At 39.3% G+C, this 20,392-nt stretch carries 21 protein-coding genes; 16 read left to right on the forward strand and 5 right to left on the reverse strand.

Going from position 1 to position 20,392, the window contains the following annotated elements; genetic code table 11:
• Positions 1–219, reverse strand: coding sequence for a DUF2909 domain-containing protein (locus ABYD77_RS04645; protein ID WP_372767467.1), 219 nt, complete (start codon positions 217–219; stop codon positions 1–3).
• A 20-nt stretch (positions 220–239) separates the two neighbouring features.
• Here ABYD77_RS04645 and ABYD77_RS04650 point away from each other — a divergent pair, with 20 nt between their 5' ends.
• From ABYD77_RS04650 to ABYD77_RS04710, 13 genes are all read left to right on the forward strand, one after another.
• A complete protein-coding gene (locus ABYD77_RS04650) occupies positions 240–959 on the forward strand; it encodes an SURF1 family protein (protein WP_372767469.1) in 720 nt (239 codons plus the stop codon).
• On the forward strand, positions 952–1,476 hold the full coding sequence (locus tag ABYD77_RS04655) for a hypothetical protein (RefSeq protein ID WP_372767471.1): 525 nt from the start codon (positions 952–954) through the stop codon (positions 1,474–1,476). Before ABYD77_RS04650 ends, ABYD77_RS04655 begins: the two co-directional genes overlap by 8 nt.
• 11 nt (positions 1,477–1,487) lie before the next feature.
• Entirely contained in the window at positions 1,488–2,480 is a 993-nt protein-coding gene (locus tag ABYD77_RS04660; RefSeq protein WP_372767473.1) for a heme A synthase, read from the forward strand.
• 9 nt (positions 2,481–2,489) lie between these two features.
• Entirely contained in the window at positions 2,490–3,386 is an 897-nt protein-coding gene (cyoE, locus tag ABYD77_RS04665) for a heme o synthase (RefSeq protein ID WP_372767475.1), read from the forward strand.
• 9 nt (positions 3,387–3,395) lie between these two features.
• Positions 3,396–4,013, forward strand: a complete 618-nt coding sequence (locus ABYD77_RS04670) for an SCO family protein (RefSeq protein WP_372767503.1) — start codon at positions 3,396–3,398, stop codon at positions 4,011–4,013.
• Between the two features lie 80 nt (positions 4,014–4,093).
• Entirely contained in the window at positions 4,094–4,390 is a 297-nt protein-coding gene (locus ABYD77_RS04675) for a lipid asymmetry maintenance protein MlaB (RefSeq protein WP_372767504.1), read from the forward strand.
• A gap of 12 nt (positions 4,391–4,402) precedes the next feature.
• The gene (locus tag ABYD77_RS04680; protein WP_372767477.1) at positions 4,403–4,765 is read left to right on the forward strand and encodes a response regulator; all 363 of its coding nucleotides are present in this window, start codon (positions 4,403–4,405) and stop codon (positions 4,763–4,765) included.
• Positions 4,766–4,778: 13 nt separating this feature from the next.
• On the forward strand, positions 4,779–6,884 hold the full coding sequence (locus ABYD77_RS04685; protein WP_372767479.1) for a chemotaxis protein CheA: 2,106 nt from the start codon (positions 4,779–4,781) through the stop codon (positions 6,882–6,884).
• Positions 6,884–7,396 carry a chemotaxis protein CheW gene (locus ABYD77_RS04690; RefSeq protein ID WP_372767481.1) on the forward strand — a complete coding sequence of 171 codons (513 nt, stop codon included), beginning with the start codon at positions 6,884–6,886 and terminating at the stop codon, positions 7,394–7,396. Before ABYD77_RS04685 ends, ABYD77_RS04690 begins: the two co-directional genes overlap by 1 nt.
• 77 nt (positions 7,397–7,473) lie before the next feature.
• Positions 7,474–10,200, forward strand: coding sequence for a methyl-accepting chemotaxis protein (locus ABYD77_RS04695; protein WP_372767483.1), 2,727 nt, complete (start codon positions 7,474–7,476; stop codon positions 10,198–10,200).
• 54 nt (positions 10,201–10,254) lie between these two features.
• Positions 10,255–11,073 (forward strand): protein-glutamate O-methyltransferase CheR, encoded by an 819-nt coding sequence (locus tag ABYD77_RS04700; protein WP_372767485.1) that lies wholly within the window; start codon positions 10,255–10,257, stop codon positions 11,071–11,073.
• Positions 11,070–11,678, forward strand: coding sequence for a chemoreceptor glutamine deamidase CheD (gene cheD, locus ABYD77_RS04705; protein WP_372767487.1), 609 nt, complete (start codon positions 11,070–11,072; stop codon positions 11,676–11,678). Before ABYD77_RS04700 ends, cheD begins: the two co-directional genes overlap by 4 nt.
• Before the next feature lie 8 nt (positions 11,679–11,686).
• Positions 11,687–12,715 carry a chemotaxis response regulator protein-glutamate methylesterase gene (locus tag ABYD77_RS04710; RefSeq protein WP_372767489.1) on the forward strand — a complete coding sequence of 343 codons (1,029 nt, stop codon included), beginning with the start codon at positions 11,687–11,689 and terminating at the stop codon, positions 12,713–12,715.
• A 19-nt stretch (positions 12,716–12,734) separates the two neighbouring features.
• Here the strand turns inward: ABYD77_RS04710 and ABYD77_RS04715 are convergent, their stop codons facing one another.
• A complete protein-coding gene (locus ABYD77_RS04715) occupies positions 12,735–13,760 on the reverse strand; it encodes a polysaccharide deacetylase family protein (RefSeq protein ID WP_372767491.1) in 1,026 nt (341 codons plus the stop codon).
• Here ABYD77_RS04715 and ABYD77_RS04720 point away from each other — a divergent pair.
• Entirely contained in the window at positions 13,737–15,071 is a 1,335-nt protein-coding gene (locus ABYD77_RS04720; RefSeq protein WP_372767493.1) for an MATE family efflux transporter, read from the forward strand. The two genes, ABYD77_RS04715 and ABYD77_RS04720, sit on opposite strands and share 24 nt — an antisense overlap.
• Here ABYD77_RS04720 and ABYD77_RS04725 read toward each other — a convergent pair.
• Positions 15,025–15,333 (reverse strand): hypothetical protein, encoded by a 309-nt coding sequence (locus ABYD77_RS04725; protein ID WP_372767506.1) that lies wholly within the window; start codon positions 15,331–15,333, stop codon positions 15,025–15,027. The genes ABYD77_RS04720 and ABYD77_RS04725 overlap by 47 nt on opposite strands.
• Positions 15,290–15,865 (reverse strand): Fe-S biogenesis protein NfuA, encoded by a 576-nt coding sequence (gene nfuA / locus ABYD77_RS04730; RefSeq protein WP_372767495.1) that lies wholly within the window; start codon positions 15,863–15,865, stop codon positions 15,290–15,292. Before nfuA ends, ABYD77_RS04725 begins: the two co-directional genes overlap by 44 nt.
• A 211-nt stretch (positions 15,866–16,076) precedes the next feature.
• On the opposite strand from nfuA, the gene ABYD77_RS04735 reads away from it, so the two are divergent.
• Entirely contained in the window at positions 16,077–18,635 is a 2,559-nt protein-coding gene (locus tag ABYD77_RS04735) for a M14 metallopeptidase family protein (RefSeq protein ID WP_372767497.1), read from the forward strand.
• 30 nt (positions 18,636–18,665) lie between these two features.
• Here the strand turns inward: ABYD77_RS04735 and ABYD77_RS04740 are convergent, their stop codons facing one another.
• Positions 18,666–19,358 (reverse strand): ComF family protein, encoded by a 693-nt coding sequence (locus tag ABYD77_RS04740; RefSeq protein WP_372767499.1) that lies wholly within the window; start codon positions 19,356–19,358, stop codon positions 18,666–18,668.
• Positions 19,359–19,419: 61 nt separating this feature from the next.
• Here ABYD77_RS04740 and bioH point away from each other — a divergent pair, with 61 nt between their 5' ends.
• Entirely contained in the window at positions 19,420–20,169 is a 750-nt protein-coding gene (gene bioH / locus ABYD77_RS04745; RefSeq protein ID WP_372767501.1) for a pimeloyl-ACP methyl ester esterase BioH, read from the forward strand.
• The last annotated feature ends 223 nt before the right edge of the window (positions 20,170–20,392 follow it).

Consider the following 20,392-nt stretch of genomic DNA (forward strand, 5'->3'; position numbering starts at 1 on the left):
TTAACTACCAATATAGGGATTGCTGTTTGGCGAAATAAGACCAAACAGCATCGCGATTAAAATAATTACTAATACTATTGCTGAAAATAAAACTCTTCGCCCTAAAAAATGAGACATAGAGTTGAGAGAGGCGTCGCTTTTAAGCATGCACATAAGTGCCTTAAACAAACTAAAAACGATGTAAAACAATAAGAATACGATAATTAATTTTATCAACATAAGTTTAGGGAGTTTGCTATATGCGGTTAATCCAGAATAGTGCAAAAAGCATCACTCTGCTAGTGTGTACCACCACAATTGCATTTATTTGCGCAAGTTTAGCTATTTGGCAATACCAAAGGTCGCAGCAAAAAACAAATATTCTTGAGAAATTAGATAAACTCAGTGAAAAAGGTGTTCTACCTTGGCATCAGTTAGCCAATTTACCTAAAGAGTGGCTTGCAACAGGGCTTAATGTATCTTTAGAGGGAACGTTAGCACCTCAATTTTGGTGGCTTGATAACCAAGTGGTTAATGGAAAAGTCGGTTATGATTTGATTGTCGCTGTCAAACCATTTAATTCATCTCGCTGGTGGCTTGTGAATATGGGGTGGTTTGCTGGTTCATATCAACGAGAACAACTTCCTACTGTAAATCTTCCACAACAATTGTCACTAAATGGCGTACTGAAAGTAAATGATTTTGAAGGGTTTAGCCTTGCTGAAAACCAAAATGAAATCGTGCAAGGTCAGCGCTTGCAATACATTTCACCGCAATTAGCGTCAGAATTACTCAATCACGAGTTTGCACCATACATTGTCTATGCAAATGTGCAAAGCGCATTAGGTGTATTCCATTATCAAGTTATCAATATGTCGCCAGATAAACACCGCGCATATGCGTTGCAATGGATTTTACTTGCGCTTGCAGCACTTGTTGTTGGTGGTGCTATTTATCGCAAAGGAGATTCAAATGAATAAAACACTTTGGTTGTTTATTATCTGCTTTATTGCCCCTGTAGTATTTGCTGTGATGGCCCTCAAATACAGTTGGCTAGAGCCTGCACAAACAAACTATGGTCACTTTCTTGAAAATGAAAAAATCATCTCAAACTGGCCTGCTGAACAACATACTAAATGGTCTTTAGTGACAGTAAACAAACAAGATTGCGAACATGCATGTTTATCAAAAAATCAATTAATAAAAAATGTGTTTGATGTACTCGGTAAACACAACCTATATGTGGGTGCATTTGCAATTGAGCAACAAAATGAATTTGTACAGTTAACGGACTTAGTTTCTACAGAGCACGCATTACATGAATTAGACCAACAACCTTTATCCATGGATGTTGATGCGATTTACCTGGTAGATCATCGAGGTTTGGTCGTGCTTGAATACCCTGTGACCTATCAAATGCAAAATGACAATGAGATGAAGCGCGGATTAATCAAAGATCTGAAAAAGTTACTTAACTACAGTCGCAGTCGAGCTTAAGGAGAAGTTGAGTGAAGGGTTATCATAAACTGGTGTTTTTTGGATGTATCTTTGCATTTATTGTTGTGGGCTTGGGCGCGTATACAAGGTTAAGTGATTCGGGCTTAGGTTGTCCTGATTGGCCTGGCTGCTATGGTTTTCTTACTGTGCCTAATGAAACGCATGAAATAGAAAAGGCAGAGGCGTATTTCCCAAACCTAGAAGTAGACCAAGGCAAAGCGTGGAAAGAAATGATCCATCGCTATTTTGCAGGCACGCTAGGCATTATTATTTTACTGATTGCAATTTATGCTTTAAAGCAACGTCAGCACAAACTCGCACCTGTAAAACTACCTTTGTTACTTTTAGTCTTAGTTATCTTTCAAGCGGCGCTCGGGATGTTGACTGTGACTATGAATTTACAGCCGCTCATTGTGATGGGGCATCTGCTTGGCGGATTTTCAATTATTAGCTTGCTGTTTTTGCTTTATATCAGGTTGACATCTGAGCGAATTCCTGGAGGAGATTCTGGGGCAAAACCCTTTTATGGCTTATCGTTAGTTGCATTATGTTTTGTCATTTCACAAATTGCTCTCGGTGGTTGGCTTGCCGCTAATTATGCCGCATCGTTATGTGCTGATTTTCCACTTTGCGGAGCAAACACGCTCGAACGTTTTTCGTTTGGTAGTATTTTTCAACTACCTGATGATCATGCTACCTATGAATATGGTGTGCTTTCAGCCGAGACCCGAATGTCGATTCATTTCTTCCATCGAATATGGGCAATAGTGACTGCTTGTGTGGTGTTTTGGGTAGGGGTCAGAATACTCAAAAATTGTTATTCAACGGTAGTTAAACATGCTGTTTATCATGTGTGGACTGTGCTGTTATGCCAAATAGCTTTAGGAGTAAGTTTAATTTTATTACACATACCACTTAATGTGGCGCTTATGCATAACCTGACAGCAGTCTTATTGCTATTGAGTTGTGTTCGATTGGCTTACCTCTTAAGAAGCAAGTGCTAGGAGTAATTTATGACGAGTAACGTTTTACAATTGCAGCGCTCTGTCAGCGCAAAAATTCATGAGTACCTGGTGTTATGTAAACATAAAGTGGTAATGCTCTTAGCATTAACTGCAGTTGTGGGGCAGGGCTTAGCCCCAGCTTCAGGGCGTTCATTACTAGAACAAACCCTAACGATCCTTGGTATTGCATTATTAGCAAGTAGTGCTGCGGTAATTAATCATATTGTTGATAGTGATATCGATAAAAAAATGCGTCGCACAGATTCCCGCCCAGTTGCAACCGGCAGCATTTCGAATACACATGCCTTTACTTTCTCAATGATACTTTTAGTTATTGGCTTTTGTATTTTAGTGCAATTTGCCAACTGGCTGACTGCATGGCTGACGATGTTTGCCTTAGTAGGCTATGCCTTTATCTATACGCTGGTACTAAAAAGAAGAACACCACAAAACATTGTGATTGGTGGTTTTGCTGGGGCAATGCCGCCACTACTTGGCTGGGTATCTGAAACCGGTGCGATGTCAGCTGAACCTTGGTTGTTAGTGATGATAGTGTTTGCATGGACGCCACCCCATTTTTGGGCGTTAGCGATTGATCGTAAAAAAGATTATGAAAATGCAAAAATACCAATGTTGCCGGTAACTCACGGTATCGAATTCACAAAAACCATGGTTTTATTGTATAGCGTGCTTTTAACATTGGTCTGTGTATTACCATTTTTAATCGGTATGTCGGGTAATATTTACCTAATTGCTAGCTTAGTATTGAACAGTATATTTGTTTACCGAGCTTGGCAGTTAAAATTTGTGCCCAAAGAGAAGTTAGCGATTAAACTCTTTATCTATTCTATTTGGCAACTTATGCTATTGTTTATTGCACTTTTTGTAGATAAGTGGTTGATTTAAATGTCTCAAATTAAACTTCGTTGGCTCTGTTTATTTTTTATCTCGGTGCTTGTGGGATGCGGTCCTAAAGCGCCACCTGAAACCCATGGCTTGCTTTATCAAGAAGCGAGAGCGGTTAAGCCATTTATCTTAGAGGACCAATTTGGCAAAAGCGTTTCTGAAGCCAACCTTAAAGGGCAATGGACATTATTATTTCTAGGTTACACGAGTTGTCCTGATATTTGTCCGATGACGTTAGCAAAATTAACTCAAGTCTATGAAAAACTTTCCGATACCTACCCTGTAAATATTTGGTTTGTTTCTGTTGATCCTAAGCGTGATGTCGCTGATAAACGTCGACAGTATATTGATTATTTTAATTCAAGCTTTACAGCGGTTTCAGCGCAGCATAAACAGTTGTTTCCATTTGTTAGAAACTTAGGCTTAGTTTATGCATTTCATGATGATGGAGAGACTGAAAATTACACCGTTGATCATAGTGCTTCTGTCACTTTGGTTGACCCAAGTGGTGCCGTTAGAGCGATATTCAAACCTGAATTTGCCAAAGGAAAAGTACCGATTATCGACCAGTCTAAAATTATTGAAGACTTAACTAAGATTATTGAATACTATTCTAGCGCACTATGAGTTATTAATTAGCTAACACATTAATTAGATTTAAATATTCGATATTATTTTGGCAATTTTTAATTCTGGGTCTACGCTTTATTTTAAGCGAACAAGGAAAGAAAACTATGTATCAGTTACCCGCCGAGCTCGTCATAAACTCGGTCTCTGAGCTGAAAGAAACTCTCTTAGATTTGTTGTCGAAGCAATCGAGTATTGAACTTGATATTTCTCAGGTTTCTCGTGCTGATACAGCTTCAATTCAATTACTCTGTTCGTTGCAAAAAAATCTAGCGGAAACTCAGCAGCAAATTTCATGGCATGGTAAAAGTAATGCTTTATTTGCTGCAGCAAAAACTTTGGGAGTGCAAGATTTTCTTGCTTTATCAGAACAATAATTTGGGGTCTGTATGAAAAAGATTTTGGCGGTTGATGACTCAGCATCAATGAGGCAAATGGTTGGTTTTACGCTTAAAAAGGCGGGTTTTGATGTAACGGAAGCAAAAGATGGCAGTGAGGCGCTTGAAATTGCTAAAGAGGAAAGTTTTGACGCTGTAATATCAGATGTAAATATGCCTGTTATGGATGGCATTACCCTTATTCGAGAGTTAAGAGCGTTACCAGCATATAAATTTACGCCAATACTAATGTTAACAACAGAGTCAGGCTTGGACAAAAAGACGGAAGGGAAAGCTGCAGGAGCAACAGGCTGGATTGTAAAACCTTTTAATCCTGATCAACTACTAGCTGTAATTAAAAAAGTCATCCGATAAAGCAGGAGGCGGCATGAGCATCGACTTAAGCCAATTCTTTGAGGTGTTTTTTGAAGAGAGCCTTGAAGGTCTGGATGTTATGGAATCAGAATTACTAAATCTTACCCCAGGTGATTTAGATAATGAAACCATCAATACGATTTTCCGTGCCGCTCATTCTATCAAAGGTGGAAGTGGTACTTTTGGCTTTACTCATGTTTCTGATTTTACTCATGTTCTAGAAACCCTGTTAGACCAAATACGCGAAGGTACGCGCGAGTTAACATCAGAACATGTTAATTTACTTTTACAATCAGTTGATTGTTTGAGGGAAATGCTCGGTGATTTGCAAAATAATCAAGAATCAGACTTAACAAATGCGGTACAGCTGAAAGAAAAGTTCGAATTAATATTAGCTGATGAAAATGAGACAACAAGCATACAAGTCGGCACGCAACAACAGATTGTCGAGAGTGAAGATACACCTAAAAAGGGTGCGTTAGATACTTACGAAGTGATTTTTAAGCCGCAGCATCATTTATTTAAAACAGGCAATGAACCTATATATCTTATCGAGGAACTGGCTGAATTAGGCGAACTCGATGTAGTCGCTAATACTGAGCTAGTTCCTGATATTCATCATATTTCTGCTGATGAATGTTACTTCACATGGACCTTCTATTTAGAAACAGGTAAAGGTGAAGATGCAATCAAAGAAGTATTCGAATGGGTTGAAGATGATGCAGAAATTGCGATTACCTTGTGTGGAGGGTTATTTGGTGATGATACAGTTGATGAAAAACCTGTAGTTGAGCCTGGTATAGATGAGACGTTTACAACAGCTACTCCGTCAGAAAATAATGAAAATGACACCGCTACACCTGTAGGTAAAGGATCAACGAAAGCATCACCTACAGAAAGCACATCAATTCGAGTAAGCATTGACAAGGTAGACTCACTTATCAATATGGTGGGAGAACTAGTAATCACTCAAGCAATGCTTACTCAGTTGGGTGAAGGAGAAATCACTGAAAATAAAATGATGGCACTACAAGAGGGGTTGGCGCAACTAGCTCATAATACTCGAGACTTACAAGAAAGTGTTATGCGAATTCGCATGTTGCCGATTAGTTTTGTTTTTAGCCGTTTTCCTCGCTTGGTACGTGATACATCTCAAAAGTTAGGCAAAGAAGTTGAGTTGAAACTGCTGGGTGAGCAAACTGAACTAGATAAAACAGTGATGGAAAAAATATCTGATCCTATGGTTCACCTAGTAAGGAATTCATTGGATCATGGTCTAGAAACTCCCAAACAAAGAGAAGATGCAGGCAAACCTAAAGTGGGTACTGTTACGCTAAATGCATTTCATCAAGGTGGTAATATTGTAATTGAAATCATGGATGATGGAGCGGGTCTCAATACTCAAAAAATAAAGCAAAAAGCAATTCAAAATGGTTTTATCAATGAAAGTGATGACTTATCAGATGATGAGATTAACGAGCTTATTTTTATGCCGGGATTCTCAACAGCCGACCAGGTAAGTGACATATCGGGACGAGGTGTCGGAATGGATGTTGTTAGACGTAACATTCAGTCTTTAAATGGGTCAATAGAGGTCACTTCAGCACAAGGTATTGGCTCAACATTCACTATCCGCTTGCCTTTAACACTTGCTATTTTGGATGGTCAGCTTGTCACAATAGCTCAACATACGTATATCATTCCGCTTATTTCAATCGTTGAATCGCTGCAAATTGATTTGAATATGGTCAATTGTGTGGGGGGGGGATTAAACGTTTTACGCTTGCGAGATGAATACATTCCAATTTTAAGATTGCACCAAATATTTAATCATAGTGGTGCTATAGAAGACCTCGACAAAGGCCTTTTAGTTATTGTTGAAAGTGATAATCAAAAAGTTGGCTTACTTGTTGATGACTTACTAGCTCAGCAACAAGTGGTTATTAAGAGCCTTGAAGCAAATTACCAAAAAGTCGAAGGCGTTTCTGGCGCAACTATTTTAGGCGATGGACGAGTTTCTCTGATCATAGATATTACCGGTTTAATTAAGCTGGCAGGTCTAAAAAAAGCAGGTTCAACCGAGCTTGCAATTGAGCAGATAGAAAGTGAGGAAGCTTGATGGAAGCTGTTGTTGATGAGTTATTAGACTCAGCTGATGAACACCAAGAAGATAATATTTGCCAATTTCTGACTTTTATGATGGCTGGTGAAGAGTATGGTGTTGATATTTTGGCTGTTCAAGAAATTAGAGGTTGGGAAGAAATTACTCAGATACCAAACTCTCCCACTTATGTAAAAGGCGCAATTAATCTGAGAGGAACGATTGTACCAATTATAGATTTACGAGCACGTTTTGGTATTCCTCAAATACCTTATAGTTCGGTGACTGTCGTGATTGTTGTTAAAGTGGGTTTGCATAGTGGTGATAAAATTATGGGTATTGTTGTTGATGCGGTTTCGGATGTGTATAGCATCTCCGAGTCAGACGCACGCGATGTACCAGATGTAACCAGTACTGATAATACCGAATTTGTTCAAGGTTTGGTCAATGTCGGTGAGAAAATGGTCGTTTTATTAGATTTAAAGCGTGTATTGAATCTATCAAAAGACGTTAACCAAACAGACCTATAACGCATCAATAGATGAGCAATTTAAAAGTGTAAAGCCAATGATGGAATGCAATCAAATAAGTAAGGGTGGTAATTGATATGTGGGGGTTCAGTAAAAAATCGAGCACTAATTCTGCAAAATCAGAAAGTGAACTCATTTTAGAAGCTTTAAGTCGATCTCAGGCAGTTATAGAATTTTATCCTGACGGTACGATTATCACTGCAAATACAAATTTTTTGGCAGCACTAGGCTATCGGCTAGAGCAAATTCAAGGTCATCATCATCGCATGTTTGTGCCGGATGACCTTGTGAATACCTTAGAATATACTGAGTTTTGGTCACGACTTGCTCGTGGTGAGTTTATATCGGGTGAATTCAATCGCATCAAGGCCGATGGTAATGAAATATGGATTAATGCATCCTATAACCCAGTGCTAAATGAACAAGGTACTGTGACTAAAGTTGTTAAGTATGCCTCTGATATTACTGCGCAAAAGGTCGCAGCAGCAGATTCCGCTGGACAACTTGAAGCTATTAGTAAATCGCAAGCTGTTATTGAATTTAATTTAGATGGAACCATCATTACTGCAAATGACAACTTCTGTGCCACTACGGGATATCGACTTGAAGAAATAATTGGTAAACATCACAGTCTATTTGTAGAACCAGGTTATGCTGCAAGTCACGAATATAGAGATTTTTGGCAAAAATTAAACCGTGGAGAATTCTGTTCGGGAGAGTACCAGCGACTGGGGAAAGGCGAAAAACAAATTTGGATCCAAGCATCTTACAATCCAATTCTCGACCCGAAAGGCCGACCGTTAAAAGTTGTAAAGTATGCCACTGACATAACAGAGCAGAAGTTTGCGGAGCTAAAAGCAAAAGAAGTTGCAAATAGAGCGAATGCTCTTAAAGTTTGTCAAGCAAATGTGATGATCGCTGATAATGATTTAAATATTATTTTCATTAATGATGAAAATTTAAAAATGTTGAAACATCGTGAAACTGCTATCCGTAAGGTTTTGCCTAATTTCGATGCAAGCAATTTATTAGGGCAATGTGTCGATATTTTCCACAAAGAACCAAGCCACCAACAAAAAATGCTTGCAGCACTAAAAGATGTGTATCGAACGAAAATATCAGTAGATGAGCTGACTTTTTCATTAATTGCAACTCCTTGGTTAAGTACGGAGGGAGAGCGCATTGGTACTATTGTTGAATGGGATGATATTACCGATGAGTTAGCAGCATCAAGAAAAGCTGAAGCAATAGCTGCGGAAAACTCTCGTGTTCGTCAGGCGCTTGATACTGTTAATACGAATACGATGATTGCGGATGCTGGTAATAATATCGTGTACATGAACGAGGCTGTTGTTAGTATGATGCGCAATGCCGAGAGTGATATCAGGCAAGATTTACCTAACTTTAATTCGGCGAATTTATTAGGATCTAATATGGATGTGTTCCATAAAAATCCTGCTCATCAGAAGCATATGATTGAACGCTTAACATCTACCTATAGTACAGAGATATCAGTGGGAGGCCGCACGTTTGCGCTAACTGCAAACCCCATTTTTTCAGATAACAATGAACGACTGGGAACTGTTGTTGAGTGGCTGGATCGCACAGGTGAAGTTGCAATAGAAAAAGAAATTGATGAATTGGTATCAGCAGCGTCTAGAGGTGAACTTGATACACGTATTGAAGAAGCGGGCAAACAAGGCTTCTTCTTAAATTTAGCACAAGGCTTAAATTCGCTTGTCGGAATTTCTGAAAAAGTGATTACTGAAACAGCTGAAATGTTAGATGCGATGGCCCATGGTGATTTAACTAAACGTATTGAAAGTGAGTACTTAGGCTCATTTGATAAGTTAAAACGAGATGCTAACTCAACCGCTGAAAAATTAACGGAAGTGATTGAAAAAGTGAGCGTGTCATCAAACTTAGTTGCCAGTGGAGCAGAAGAAATCTCACAAGGTAATACCGATTTAAGCCAACGTACTGAAGAGCAGGCCTCTTCACTTGAAGAAACCGCATCGAGTATGGAAGAAATGACCAGTACGGTTCGTCAAAATGCTGATAATGCAAAGGTTGCAAATGAGCTAGCAAATGATACTCAAGCCAAAGCGAAGCAAGGTGGTGAAGTTGTAGAGCGTGCAGTTGAAAGTATGGCTGAGATTAACCATGCAAGTAAAAAAATCGCTGATATCATAGGTGTGATTGATGAGATTGCTTTCCAAACGAATCTTCTTGCATTAAATGCTGCAGTAGAGGCTGCTCGTGCAGGAGAGCAAGGGCGAGGTTTCGCGGTTGTTGCTGGCGAAGTGAGAAACCTTGCACAGCGCTCAGCTGCTGCAGCGAAAGAAATAAAAGAACTTATTCGAGATAGTGTTAGCAAAGTGGAAGATGGAACTTTACTGGTAAACGAATCGGGTAGCACTTTACAAGAAATTGTCGCTGCGGTTCAGCGTGTGACAGAGATGATTGCTGATATTACTGTCGCCTCAGAAGAGCAAAGCTCAGGTATTGAACAGGTAAACAAAGCAATTACTCAAATGGATGAGATGACTCAGCAAAATGCTGCGCTTGTGGAGCAAGCCTCTGCTGCTAGTGAGTCTATGGCAGAGCAGGCAAATGGAATGCGAAAACTGCTTAGCTTCTTTAATACAAGCGGTAGCAGTGGTATTGAAACGCCAAGAATTGCTCAGCGCCCAGCCGCAAAACCTGCACCTAGGATTTCTTCTCGTAGTGAACGTCTACAAATCTCAGCGGTACCATCAGGAGATGATTTTGCAGATAGTAATGAAGAGTGGGAAGAATTTTAACTGTTCGTTAATAGCTAAGTAATTTGATTTGCTTAGCTCACTCTAGGAGTCATTGTGGCGAAGGAATTTCAGCTAACAGATGGAGAGTTCGAACTGATTGCGAAAATGGTTTATGACGCATGTGGTATTGTGCTTGGTAATCATAAACGCGAGATGGTTTATTCTCGTCTCGCTCGCCGTATTCGATTGTTAAGTTTATCAAGTTTTGCACAGTACATTGACTATTTAGAGGAGCATAAACAGCAAGAGTTTAGCCATTTTATAAATGCAATTACGACTAACTTAACTTCTTTCTTTCGTGAGCCATATCATTTTGATTTTTTGCGAGAAACTTTAATACCTCAAATATTAGAGCAAAATAGCACGACTAAACGAGTCAGAATATGGTCTGCAGGTTGTTCTACAGGGGAGGAGCCGTACTCGATAGCAATGACCATTGCTGATCGATTTCCACCCTCTTGGGATGTAAAAATTTTAGCGACCGACTTGGACTCAAATGTGCTGGCAAAAGCCAGTACAGGTGAATATGCAGAAAACTCGATAACGGGCTTAGATGAGTCGTTAAAAAAACGCTTTTTTTTACGCAACAAGCAAACAGGTTTATTTAAAATTAGGCCTGAACTGAAAAGAAGAATTTACTTTAAGCGTTTAAATTTACTGCAAGATTGGCCCATGAAAGGGCCGTTTGATGTGATCTTTTGCCGCAATGTGGTTATCTATTTCGATCAGCCAACGAAAGAGTCTTTATTTCAACGTTATGCGGAAAAGTTATGTTTAGAAGGTCATTTGTTCTTAGGTCATTCTGAGAGTATGCATAAATCTCAAACCCAGTTTGTAGCACTAGGAAAGACAATGTACAGGAAAGCTTTTTGAATACAAATTTTGAGCGATGCCTAAAGGGCTTTGAGCATATAAAACGTTATTTTGATAAAGGACGAGAAAGCGTTGTTGCGAAAATATTGCCTGGTGAAGTTTATGTTACAAAGCAAAATGAACTGATTTCGACAGTGTTAGGCTCGTGTATTTCTGCTTGTGTATATGACCAAAAAATGGGCGTAGGTGGAATGAATCATTTTATGTTACCTGCTAACAAAAATATTGGTATTGATAGTTTAAGTTGTCGATATGGTAATTGGGCTATGGAGTTCCTGATAAATGAAATTATTAAAAACGGAGGTAGTCGAGGTAACTTCAAAGTCAAAATATTCGGTGGCGGTAAAATTATAAAAGGAATGGGTGATATTGGCGAGGGTAATATTATGTTTGTCTCGCAGTATTTAAAAAACGAAGGTTTCCAAGTTGAGTCTCATGATGTAGGTGGTCCTTGGCCAAGAAAAGTGTTGTTTAATCCGACAACAGGTAAAGCACACGTGAAAAAATTACGAAGTATGCATAATGATACAATTCAGCAGCGTGAATTCAAATACCTTCATGAAATCGAAGAGCAAGATTCATTTACTGATATCGAGTTGTTTTAGGAATGAAGATGATCAGGGTTTTAGTAGTCGATGATTCGCCATTAATCCGAGCGGTACTGACCGAGGTTTTAGAGCAAGCACAAGATATTGAAGTCGTTGCTACTGCGAATGACCCCTATCAGGCACGGGATTTGATTAAACAATTAAATCCCGATGTATTAACGCTTGATGTGGAAATGCCAAAAATGGATGGTGTTAGCTTTTTAAAAAACCTTATGCGTTTAAGGCCAATGCCTGTTGTGATGATCTCGACATTAACGCAACAAGGAGCTCCTGTCACACTAGAGTGTTTGGAACTTGGTGCTGTTGATTTTGTAGCTAAACCGACACAGCAAGTGGGAGACTCGTTACTTGATTACGCTATGATACTTCATGAAAAAATTCGCGCAGCAGCTAAGGCGCGGGTGCGATCCTTAAAACCTGCGACACCCCCAATATCTAAACCTGCTATTGGAAATTTTGATCATTCTAAGCTGGTGGCTATTGGCGCTTCAACAGGAGGAACCGAAGCTATAAAAGAGTTGTTAAGCGCCTTACCAGATACTTTTCCGCCTATTGTTATAACGCAGCATATTCCACCAGTGTTTTCGGCGTCGTTTGCTGAAAGAATGGATCGCACAGTTGCTTTAACGGTTAAAGAAGCAGAAAATGGCGAGTTAATAAAACCTAACCATGTTTATATCGCACCAGGTAACTACCATTTAGCTGTGGTTGGTCGTGTTGGTCATTTAAAGTGTAAAGTGTTGCAATCTCCAGCTGTTAACAGGCACCGACCAGCAGTGGATGTTTTATTTAAATCAATTGCAAAGCTCAATTTAGGCAATAAAGTATGCGCTTCGATTTTAACGGGCATGGGTGCTGATGGTGCGGCGGGCTTGCTCAAACTGAAAGAGCTCAGTGCTTACACTTTGGTGCAAGATGAAGCGTCATCTGTGGTGTGGGGCATGCCGCGCGCAGCTATTGATTTGGATGCTGCAGATAAAGTGTTAAGTTTAGATGCATTTGCTGCAGAAATTACAAACTGGGCAAAGAAATAATTTTGTGACCCTTTCGTAATTAGTTAGCAATTACGAAAGGGTGTGATAGCCAATAAAAGCGTCCAGGCTTCGCTTTACTTGGTGCGGTACAGTTATAGCGAGAACGCCCTTCACTAAGCTCCTTTTCGGCTTGTATCTCAACTTGATTGTCACTTAGCCAAGTAATCTTTGCCTTATTGCCAGCAATAAAACAGTTAAACAGTCGATAATTAAAATCCTTTTCTAGAAATGACAATTTCAGTGATGGCTTTGTGTTGTGAGTTACTGATTTGGCATCGACTTTAAAAGCGAATGGTAAGCTGGCTATTTTTGTTTTTAAGGTTTCTAAATTGGCGTAAATACCTGATGCTGGAAAACGTGGCACGCGAGTTAAATCTGTATGTTTACCCACAGCTCCTGAATGCTGCCCAATTCCTACAAAACCGAGTTCAGCTACCAGTTCTTGTAAGTCTTGATTAAACTCCCCGTAAGGGTAGGCTAAATATTTAAAGTTATGACCAATTTCTTGTTTAATTCTTAGCTCAGAATGGGTGATATCATGACGCATTCTCTCTTGCCATTGGGCAAACGATTCTCCCTCTTCAAGTACATGAAGATAATCATGTTTCGCACTGTGATTTGCGATAAATGCGCCAGTTTTACTTAATTCTCTTAATTGCTGCCAGTCCATAACGTAGCTTTTTCCCTCATCAATCAACTGTGGGTTGACGAAAATAGTATAGGGATAATTAAAGCGCTTTAAAATGGGGGCAGCTTGCGTGAAATTGTTTATAAAACCATCGTCAAAGGTGAGCGCAACAGTTTTGTCAGGTATACTCTTTTGCTGTTTTATTGCTTCAATTATTTGGTGCAGTGGCACGACTTGATAATCGTGCTCTTTTAAGAAACTTAAATGGTCACTAAATTCACTTTCAGACAAACTTGTTACTCGCGGTAATGTTTCTGAAACGTGATGGTATTGCAAAATGACTGCGGCTTGAGCAAGGCAAAAATACAAACTTAAAAATAGTCCAAGGCTTAAATGAAAAACTTTTTTACTCGCCATAAATCTTTCCATATTGGATTGTTACTTCTCGCGTGGCCAATGATTTTATCAAACATCAGTGTACCATTACTGGGCTTGGTTGATACAGCAGTGATTGGCCACTTAAGTGACGCGAGCTTTTTGGCGGGTGTTGCACTGGGCAGTATGGTTATTAATCTGCTTTTTTGGCTGGCAGGTTTTTTGCGAATGAGTACCACAGGCTTGGTTGCACAAGCTTATGGCCAAAATAGTCAACAAGGATTGATGCAGGAACTAAAAGGTGCAGCCTTACTCGCAATCTTAGTTGCGACAATATTACTGCTATTGAGCCCTTTCATTAGCCTTTTTATGGGGCATTTTCTTTCTGGTAGTGATGATGCAATTGGGCATGCCCAAACATATTTCAATATTCGGATTTTTAGCGCACCAGCAGCGCTGCTTAATATGGTTATTCTCGCGTGGATGCTAGGTACCCAGTTTAGTAAAGGAACACTGATAATTGTATTAGTAACTAACATCGCGAATATTATTTTAGATGTACTTTTTGTGGTGGTTTTTGAGTGGCAAGTTGAAGGTGCGGCTTTTGCGTCAGTGGTGGCTGATTATATCGGTTTGCTTGCGGCATTTGTGCTGTTAAAAGCACGTTTTACAAAGCATGCATTGTCGTTTGTTGCTTTGTTAAAAGTACCATTAAACGGAATGATGCGATCATTAAAACTGAATCGCGATATCTTCATTCGATCTTTATTTTTACAGCTCTGCTTTGCATTTATGACTTACTATGGTGGCTTTCTTGGCGATGTAACACTTGCAGCAAATGCTGTTTTGCTCAACTTTTTGCTGTTGGTGAGTTTTGCCCTTGATGGTATTGCTTACGCAGTTGAAGCAAAAGTAGGTCAGGCAAAAGGGCGGCAAAAAGCACAAGCGATCCATTTGTGGGTGGTGATAGGGCGTTTTTGGGCGTTTATATTTGCTTGTCTTTATAGTGTGCTATTTATGATTTTTGGCTCGGCTATTATTGGTTTATTAACCGATTTACCAGATGTGATTAGTACAGCTGAAAGTTATCTAATTTGGTCTATTATTCTTCCGCCTATTGCGAGCTTTTGTTTTTTATACGATGGAGTATTTGTTGGTTTAACTAGAGCGAAAGAAATGCGAAATACCATGATATTTTCTGCGCTAGTAGGATTTGCTGGCGTTTTTGCTGTGAGTTACCAATGGGGAAATCATGGGCTTTGGTTAGCGATGACTAGTTTTATGGCGCTTAGAGGATTAACGCTCGCTAAAAAATATCGCGATGCTTGGCGTTTTCGTCAGCTTTTGCAATAACTTGCGAAAAGCGGTTAGCGAAAATACCTAAGTAGCCGTAAATAGCAAAATAGAGTGCTATGGGTAATAACAGCAGGCCTCCAATTTGAAAGTAATGACTATTAAAGTAGCCATAAACAATCAATGTTGCTGCAATTACAAATAAGCCTAAACCGCTTAGAAAGCGCTTTAGGCTTATTTTAGGTTCATTACCTAGGCGGTAAATAGCCTGTTTAAACTTAATAATATGAGTGCTCGCCAGATTGGTGCTCAGTAATATCACGTACACCTGTGATCTCTTCAAACTTAGCAATCATTTGAGTCTCGATGCCATCTTTTAATGTCACATCAATCATGGAGCAACCATTACAGCCTCCGCCAAATTGTACAACTGCGATACCGTCTTGTGTGATTTCAACTAAATTAACCTGGCCGCCGTGATTTGCAAGTTGCGGGTTAATTTCGGTTTCAATCATGTGCTGTACACGTTCTTGAAGGCTTGCATCATCGCTAAGTTTTTTTGCTTTTGCGTTTGGTGCTTTTAGCGTTAACTGTGAACCCATTTTGTCTGTTACGAAGTCGATATCCGCTTCTTCTAAAAATGGTGCACTCTCTTCATCAACAACGGCATCAAAGCCATTAAATGGAAGTTTAATGTCAGTTTCTTCAACTGCATCAGCCGGGCAATACGAAACGCCACACTCAGCTTGTGCCGTACCTGGGTTAACCACAAAAACGCGAATGTTTGTGCCTTCAGCTTGATCAGCGAGTAATTTGGCAAAGTGGCTTTGTGCTGCCTCAGAAATGGTAATCATAATTCGACCTATACCTGACTAATTTACTTGGTTTTTAGTATATCACTTTTTTTGTTTGCTAAAATAGTGGCTGAAGTTGAAAAAAGGCTTTAACTTGTCTTATTTTTTTGCCGCTTCGACTGAAAGGAGTGGGTTTAAATAGTAAACATTGTTAGTGTAAGTTTGCGCAATAATGCAATAAATATAACCAACCTATCATTATGGCATCACTATGAAAAAGCTGTACCTTTTACTTATAACAGCCTGTTTGGCACTGCTCAGTATGCAAAGCTCAGCTAAGAGCTTAGATTTTTATTTTGACGAAAAAATTAATTTTGACCCTGCGATCCCAACACCTGAATCAGTGCTTGGTTACCAAGTGGGTGATTGGCATGTTCGTCATGATCAACTTGTAGCGTATATGAAGTTACTCGCTCAAAAAAGTGAGCGTATAAACTTAGAAGTAATTGGTTACAGCCATGAGCAGCGCCCTCTTTTACTGCTTACTATTACAAACCCATCAAGACTTAATAATATTGATGCTGTGCGTAAACAGCATTTAGCTCAATCAATTCAGGGGAATAACATTAAAAATGATTCACCTGCTATTACTTGGATGGGCTACAGTGTGCATGGCAATGAAGCAAGCGGCAGTAATGCGGCATTGTTAGTGGCATATTATTTAGCTGCGGCACAAGGCGAAAAAATAAATAAGCTGCTAGATGAAACTGTGATTCTACTTGATCCTTCACTGAATCCTGATGGATTAGCGCGTTTTTCTCAATGGGTTAATAGCTACAAAGGTAAAAATATTTCGGCAGATCCAAATCATAAAGATCACAACGAAGCTTGGCCAAGTGGCCGAACAAACCATTATTTTACTGACTTAAATCGTGATTGGTTGTTACTACAGCACCCAGAGTCACGTGCTCGTATTGCTAAATACCATCAGTGGATGCCCCATATACTTACAGATTTTCATGAAATGGGCCCGCACAGTACGTATTTTTTCCAACCGGGTATTCCATCACGAAAGTTTCCGTTAACACCGGATGAAAATGTGCAATTGACGAAAGATATTGCAACTTTTCATGCAGCTGCACTCGACCAGCAAGGTGAGTTATATTTTACGCAAGAAAGCTTCGACGATTTTTATATCGGTAAGGGATCTACCTACCCAGATATTCACGGAACAATCGGTATTTTATTTGAGCAAGGTAGTGTTCGCGGCCATAAGTATGACACCATTAATGGTCTTCGCGAGTTCTCTGATGCAATTAAAAATCAATTAACTACATCTCTGTCAACGTTTGATGCTGTTGTGTCTGGCAAGCAGGGTTTACTTTCTTATCAGCAACGCTTTTATCAAGACACTGCAAAGTTAGCTAAAAAAGATGATGTAAAAGGTTATCTAGTTGCTGGGGGTAAAGATAAGTCACGATTTAATGCATTTTTAACGCTGTTAAATCAGCATCAGATTAACGCTTACCCGCTTAATAAAGATGCAAGTGTTGCAAAGCAAACATTCCAGGCAAACAGCAGTGTTTTTATTCCGCTCAATCAGCCGCAGTACAGATTAATTAAAAGTGCCTTTTTACAACAAACAAGCTTCAAAGATAATACATTCTATGATGTGTCAGGTTGGAATTTGGCGCATTCATTTAATTTAGCATTTGCAGAGGTTAGTTCAACTCGTGCAGTTAAGTATCAAGAACAAGCTTGGCTGCCGACGTCGAATAAAGGTAATCAAACACTTTCACCAAATTATGCCTTTGCATTTGAATGGAATGATTACCTTGCACCGAAATTACTTTCACAGTTGCAACAAAACGGTATTGTCGCACGTGGTGCTATAAAGCCGTTTACAGCATCAACAACCAATGGCGAACATGCATTTGCCGCAGGCACAATTATTATTGCCAAAGGGTTGCAGCAAGATGAAAATTGGTTCAATAAACTACAAAAATTAGTAAGTAACTCTACTGTTAAAGTTCATCAAATTACCTCAGGCTTAACCACACAAGGCATTGATATTGGTTCACGCAATATTGTGCCTTTAAAAGCCCCAAAAGTACTGCTAGTAGGTGGGCAGGGTACAAGTCAGTATGAAGTGGGTGAAGTGTGGTATTACCTTGACCGTTATCTCGATATTGCAGCTACATTAGTTGATTTAGAGCGATTATCGCGAATAGACTTGGCACCTTATACCCACATTATTATGACAAATGGCCGCTTTTCGTCGGTTTCGACTAAAACTGTTGATAAATTAAAATACTGGGTTCAGCATGGCGGCGTTGTTTGGGGTCATAAATCAGGCGCTAAGTTTCTGGCTGATAAAGGCATTTTAAAGGCAGAATATCTTTCTAGCAGCGATTTGGCTAAGGCGTTTCCAACTGATAACTTAAGCTACGCAGACAAAGATAGCTATCATGGCGATAAGCGAATCGCTGGTGCAATATTTAATGCAAATATCGACTTAAGCCACCCATTGAGTTTTTCATATGAACGCAATACATTACCTGTGTTCAAAAATGATACCTTCGTTTTAAAACCAAGCACTAAACCTTTTGTGAACGTTGCAACTTATACGGCAGAGCCGTTACTTGCTGGATTCAGTCATGATAAGAACAATCAACAGATAGCTGAGCAAGCTGTACTTGTTGCGCATAACTTTGGCAAAGGAAAGGTTGTAGCGATGTCTGATAACCCTGTTTTCAGAAGTTACTGGTATGGTACAAGCCGTTTACTTAGTAATGCGATTTTCTTTGGTCATGCAATCGACTCGGAGTAAATATCTTTAATTAAGGGGCGAAAGCCCCTTTTAATGCTTATTTAATGGATCACTAATAGCGACTACCCAAACAGAAACATGCTTTACACCCGCTTTTTTTAATAGCTGTGTTAATTCATTAACCGTATTACCAGTTGTGATGATGTCATCAACGATAGCCACATGTTGATAAGGCTGAATTAAGTTACAACTAAATGCCCCTTTGATATTACTTTTTCGCTGTCTTTTATTTAATTCGCTTTGCGCCTTTGTGTTTTTAACACGTATTAAAGACTGGGTATCAATAGGAATATTCAAATTTCGCCAGATTTCTTCACTTTGATTAAAACCACGCCGGAAATATCTAAACCAGTGCAGCGGGACAGGCATTATGACCTCTGGGTGTTGCCAATTCTTTTGGTTGCTTGCTTCTTTAAGTTGTTGTTTGATTAACTGGCGAAGGGCATTGATATAAATAAGCTGTTTATTAAATTTAAGCCCTTTTAACCAGAATGAGGAGGGAGGCTGATACCAAGTTACCGCAAATAAACAATCAAACTGTGGTGACTTTAGTAATTTATAGATATCGGGGTGGTGAAGTAAATTTGCAGAATCTTTGAATGCGATACGTTCAATATCGCTAAGGCAAAAGCGGCATAACTTTGCCGGAGCAAGAAGTTGTTCACGGCAAGAAACACATAGGTTAGGTAAGACCCAATTTAATAATTTGTTATAAAAATTCATACAGGATTTCCATATCGCTAACTGTTAGTATAGCGGCAAAATTTTTAAGCGAGGAAATTCGATGGCAAACGTTGTTTTATTGCATGGTTGGGGGATGAACCAGGGCATTTGGCAAATGCAAAAAGAGACGCTTGAAAAGCAGAGTGATCATACTTTTAGTACATTAAATTTACCAGGATTTGGTGGTAATCAATTTGATGACTCTAAACAATACCAGTTAGAAAATGTAACACACCAGCTGTCAAAAAAAATTGAAGACAATTCGGTTTTGGTTGCGTGGTCACTTTCTGGCCTTATTGCCCTTAAAATGGCAGATCTTTACCCTAGCAAAGTAAAACAAATTATCTTGATTGCTTCGACTCCATTTTTTGCATCTAATAATGGGTGGCGTGGTATTGATGAAAAAGTTCTCGATACATTTATGTTGCAATTAAGCAAAGATCATAAAAAAACAGTTGAACGTTTTTTAGCAATTCAAGCAATGGGCAGTGAACACGCTAAACAAGATATTAAAGAAATTAAATCACTGCTCGGTGCATACCCAGATGCACAACCAATAGCGCTATCAGGCGGCTTAGAAATATTGAAAAATGATGACTTACGTGAACTATTTGCAACTGTTGAAGTGCCAATCTCTGGGATTTTTGGCCGTTTAGATTCTCTTGTTCCAGTAAAGTCGGTGCTTAAAATGAAGCAGTTAAATTCACATTTTAAAGCGGATATTTTACCTAAAGCCTCACATGCGCCATTTATATCTCATCCTCAGGAGTTTACTAACTTACTGTTATTCCACATAGAAAATCAACCTTGATAGATGGCGGCAAATTATTGCCGCCTTAACTTTATTTTGTGTGAAATTTGAGCGATAATAAAATAGTCAAAGGTGTTTTACTGAGAGGTGCTTATGGATGTTTCAAACAACTTGGGGTCTGCATTTAATGCTGGCTTACAAGGTTTGCAAAGTGCGTCTGATGGCATCACTGAAGCGTCAGCTAACATTGCACGTGCTCAAACCGAGCGAGAGAACGTTGAAC

The organism is Pseudoalteromonas sp., assembly GCF_041629635.1.
Taxonomy (GTDB): Bacteria; Pseudomonadota; Gammaproteobacteria; order Enterobacterales; family Alteromonadaceae; genus Pseudoalteromonas.

What these genes read in the sequence shown, in the direction of transcription:
- ABYD77_RS04655 (WP_372767471.1), top strand. Translation starts at nt 952, where the DNA reads ATGAATAAAACACTTTGGTTGTTTATTATCTGCTTTATTGCCCCTGTA.
- ABYD77_RS04735 (WP_372767497.1), top strand. Translation starts at nt 16,077, where the DNA reads ATGAAAAAGCTGTACCTTTTACTTATAACAGCCTGTTTGGCACTGCTC.
- ABYD77_RS04690 (WP_372767481.1), top strand. Translation starts at nt 6,884, where the DNA reads ATGGAAGCTGTTGTTGATGAGTTATTAGACTCAGCTGATGAACACCAA.
- bioH (WP_372767501.1), top strand. Translation starts at nt 19,420, where the DNA reads ATGGCAAACGTTGTTTTATTGCATGGTTGGGGGATGAACCAGGGCATT.
- ABYD77_RS04710 (WP_372767489.1), top strand. Translation starts at nt 11,687, where the DNA reads ATGATCAGGGTTTTAGTAGTCGATGATTCGCCATTAATCCGAGCGGTA.
- ABYD77_RS04715 (WP_372767491.1), bottom strand. Translation starts at nt 13,760, where the DNA reads ATGGCGAGTAAAAAAGTTTTTCATTTAAGCCTTGGACTATTTTTAAGT.
- ABYD77_RS04695 (WP_372767483.1), top strand. Translation starts at nt 7,474, where the DNA reads ATGTGGGGGTTCAGTAAAAAATCGAGCACTAATTCTGCAAAATCAGAA.
- nfuA (WP_372767495.1), bottom strand. Translation starts at nt 15,865, where the DNA reads ATGATTACCATTTCTGAGGCAGCACAAAGCCACTTTGCCAAATTACTC.
- ABYD77_RS04645 (WP_372767467.1), bottom strand. Translation starts at nt 219, where the DNA reads ATGTTGATAAAATTAATTATCGTATTCTTATTGTTTTACATCGTTTTT.
- ABYD77_RS04720 (WP_372767493.1), top strand. Translation starts at nt 13,737, where the DNA reads ATGAAAAACTTTTTTACTCGCCATAAATCTTTCCATATTGGATTGTTA.
- cyoE (WP_372767475.1), top strand. Translation starts at nt 2,490, where the DNA reads ATGACGAGTAACGTTTTACAATTGCAGCGCTCTGTCAGCGCAAAAATT.
- ABYD77_RS04740 (WP_372767499.1), bottom strand. Translation starts at nt 19,358, where the DNA reads ATGAATTTTTATAACAAATTATTAAATTGGGTCTTACCTAACCTATGT.
- ABYD77_RS04685 (WP_372767479.1), top strand. Translation starts at nt 4,779, where the DNA reads ATGAGCATCGACTTAAGCCAATTCTTTGAGGTGTTTTTTGAAGAGAGC.
- ABYD77_RS04680 (WP_372767477.1), top strand. Translation starts at nt 4,403, where the DNA reads ATGAAAAAGATTTTGGCGGTTGATGACTCAGCATCAATGAGGCAAATG.
- ABYD77_RS04650 (WP_372767469.1), top strand. Translation starts at nt 240, where the DNA reads ATGCGGTTAATCCAGAATAGTGCAAAAAGCATCACTCTGCTAGTGTGT.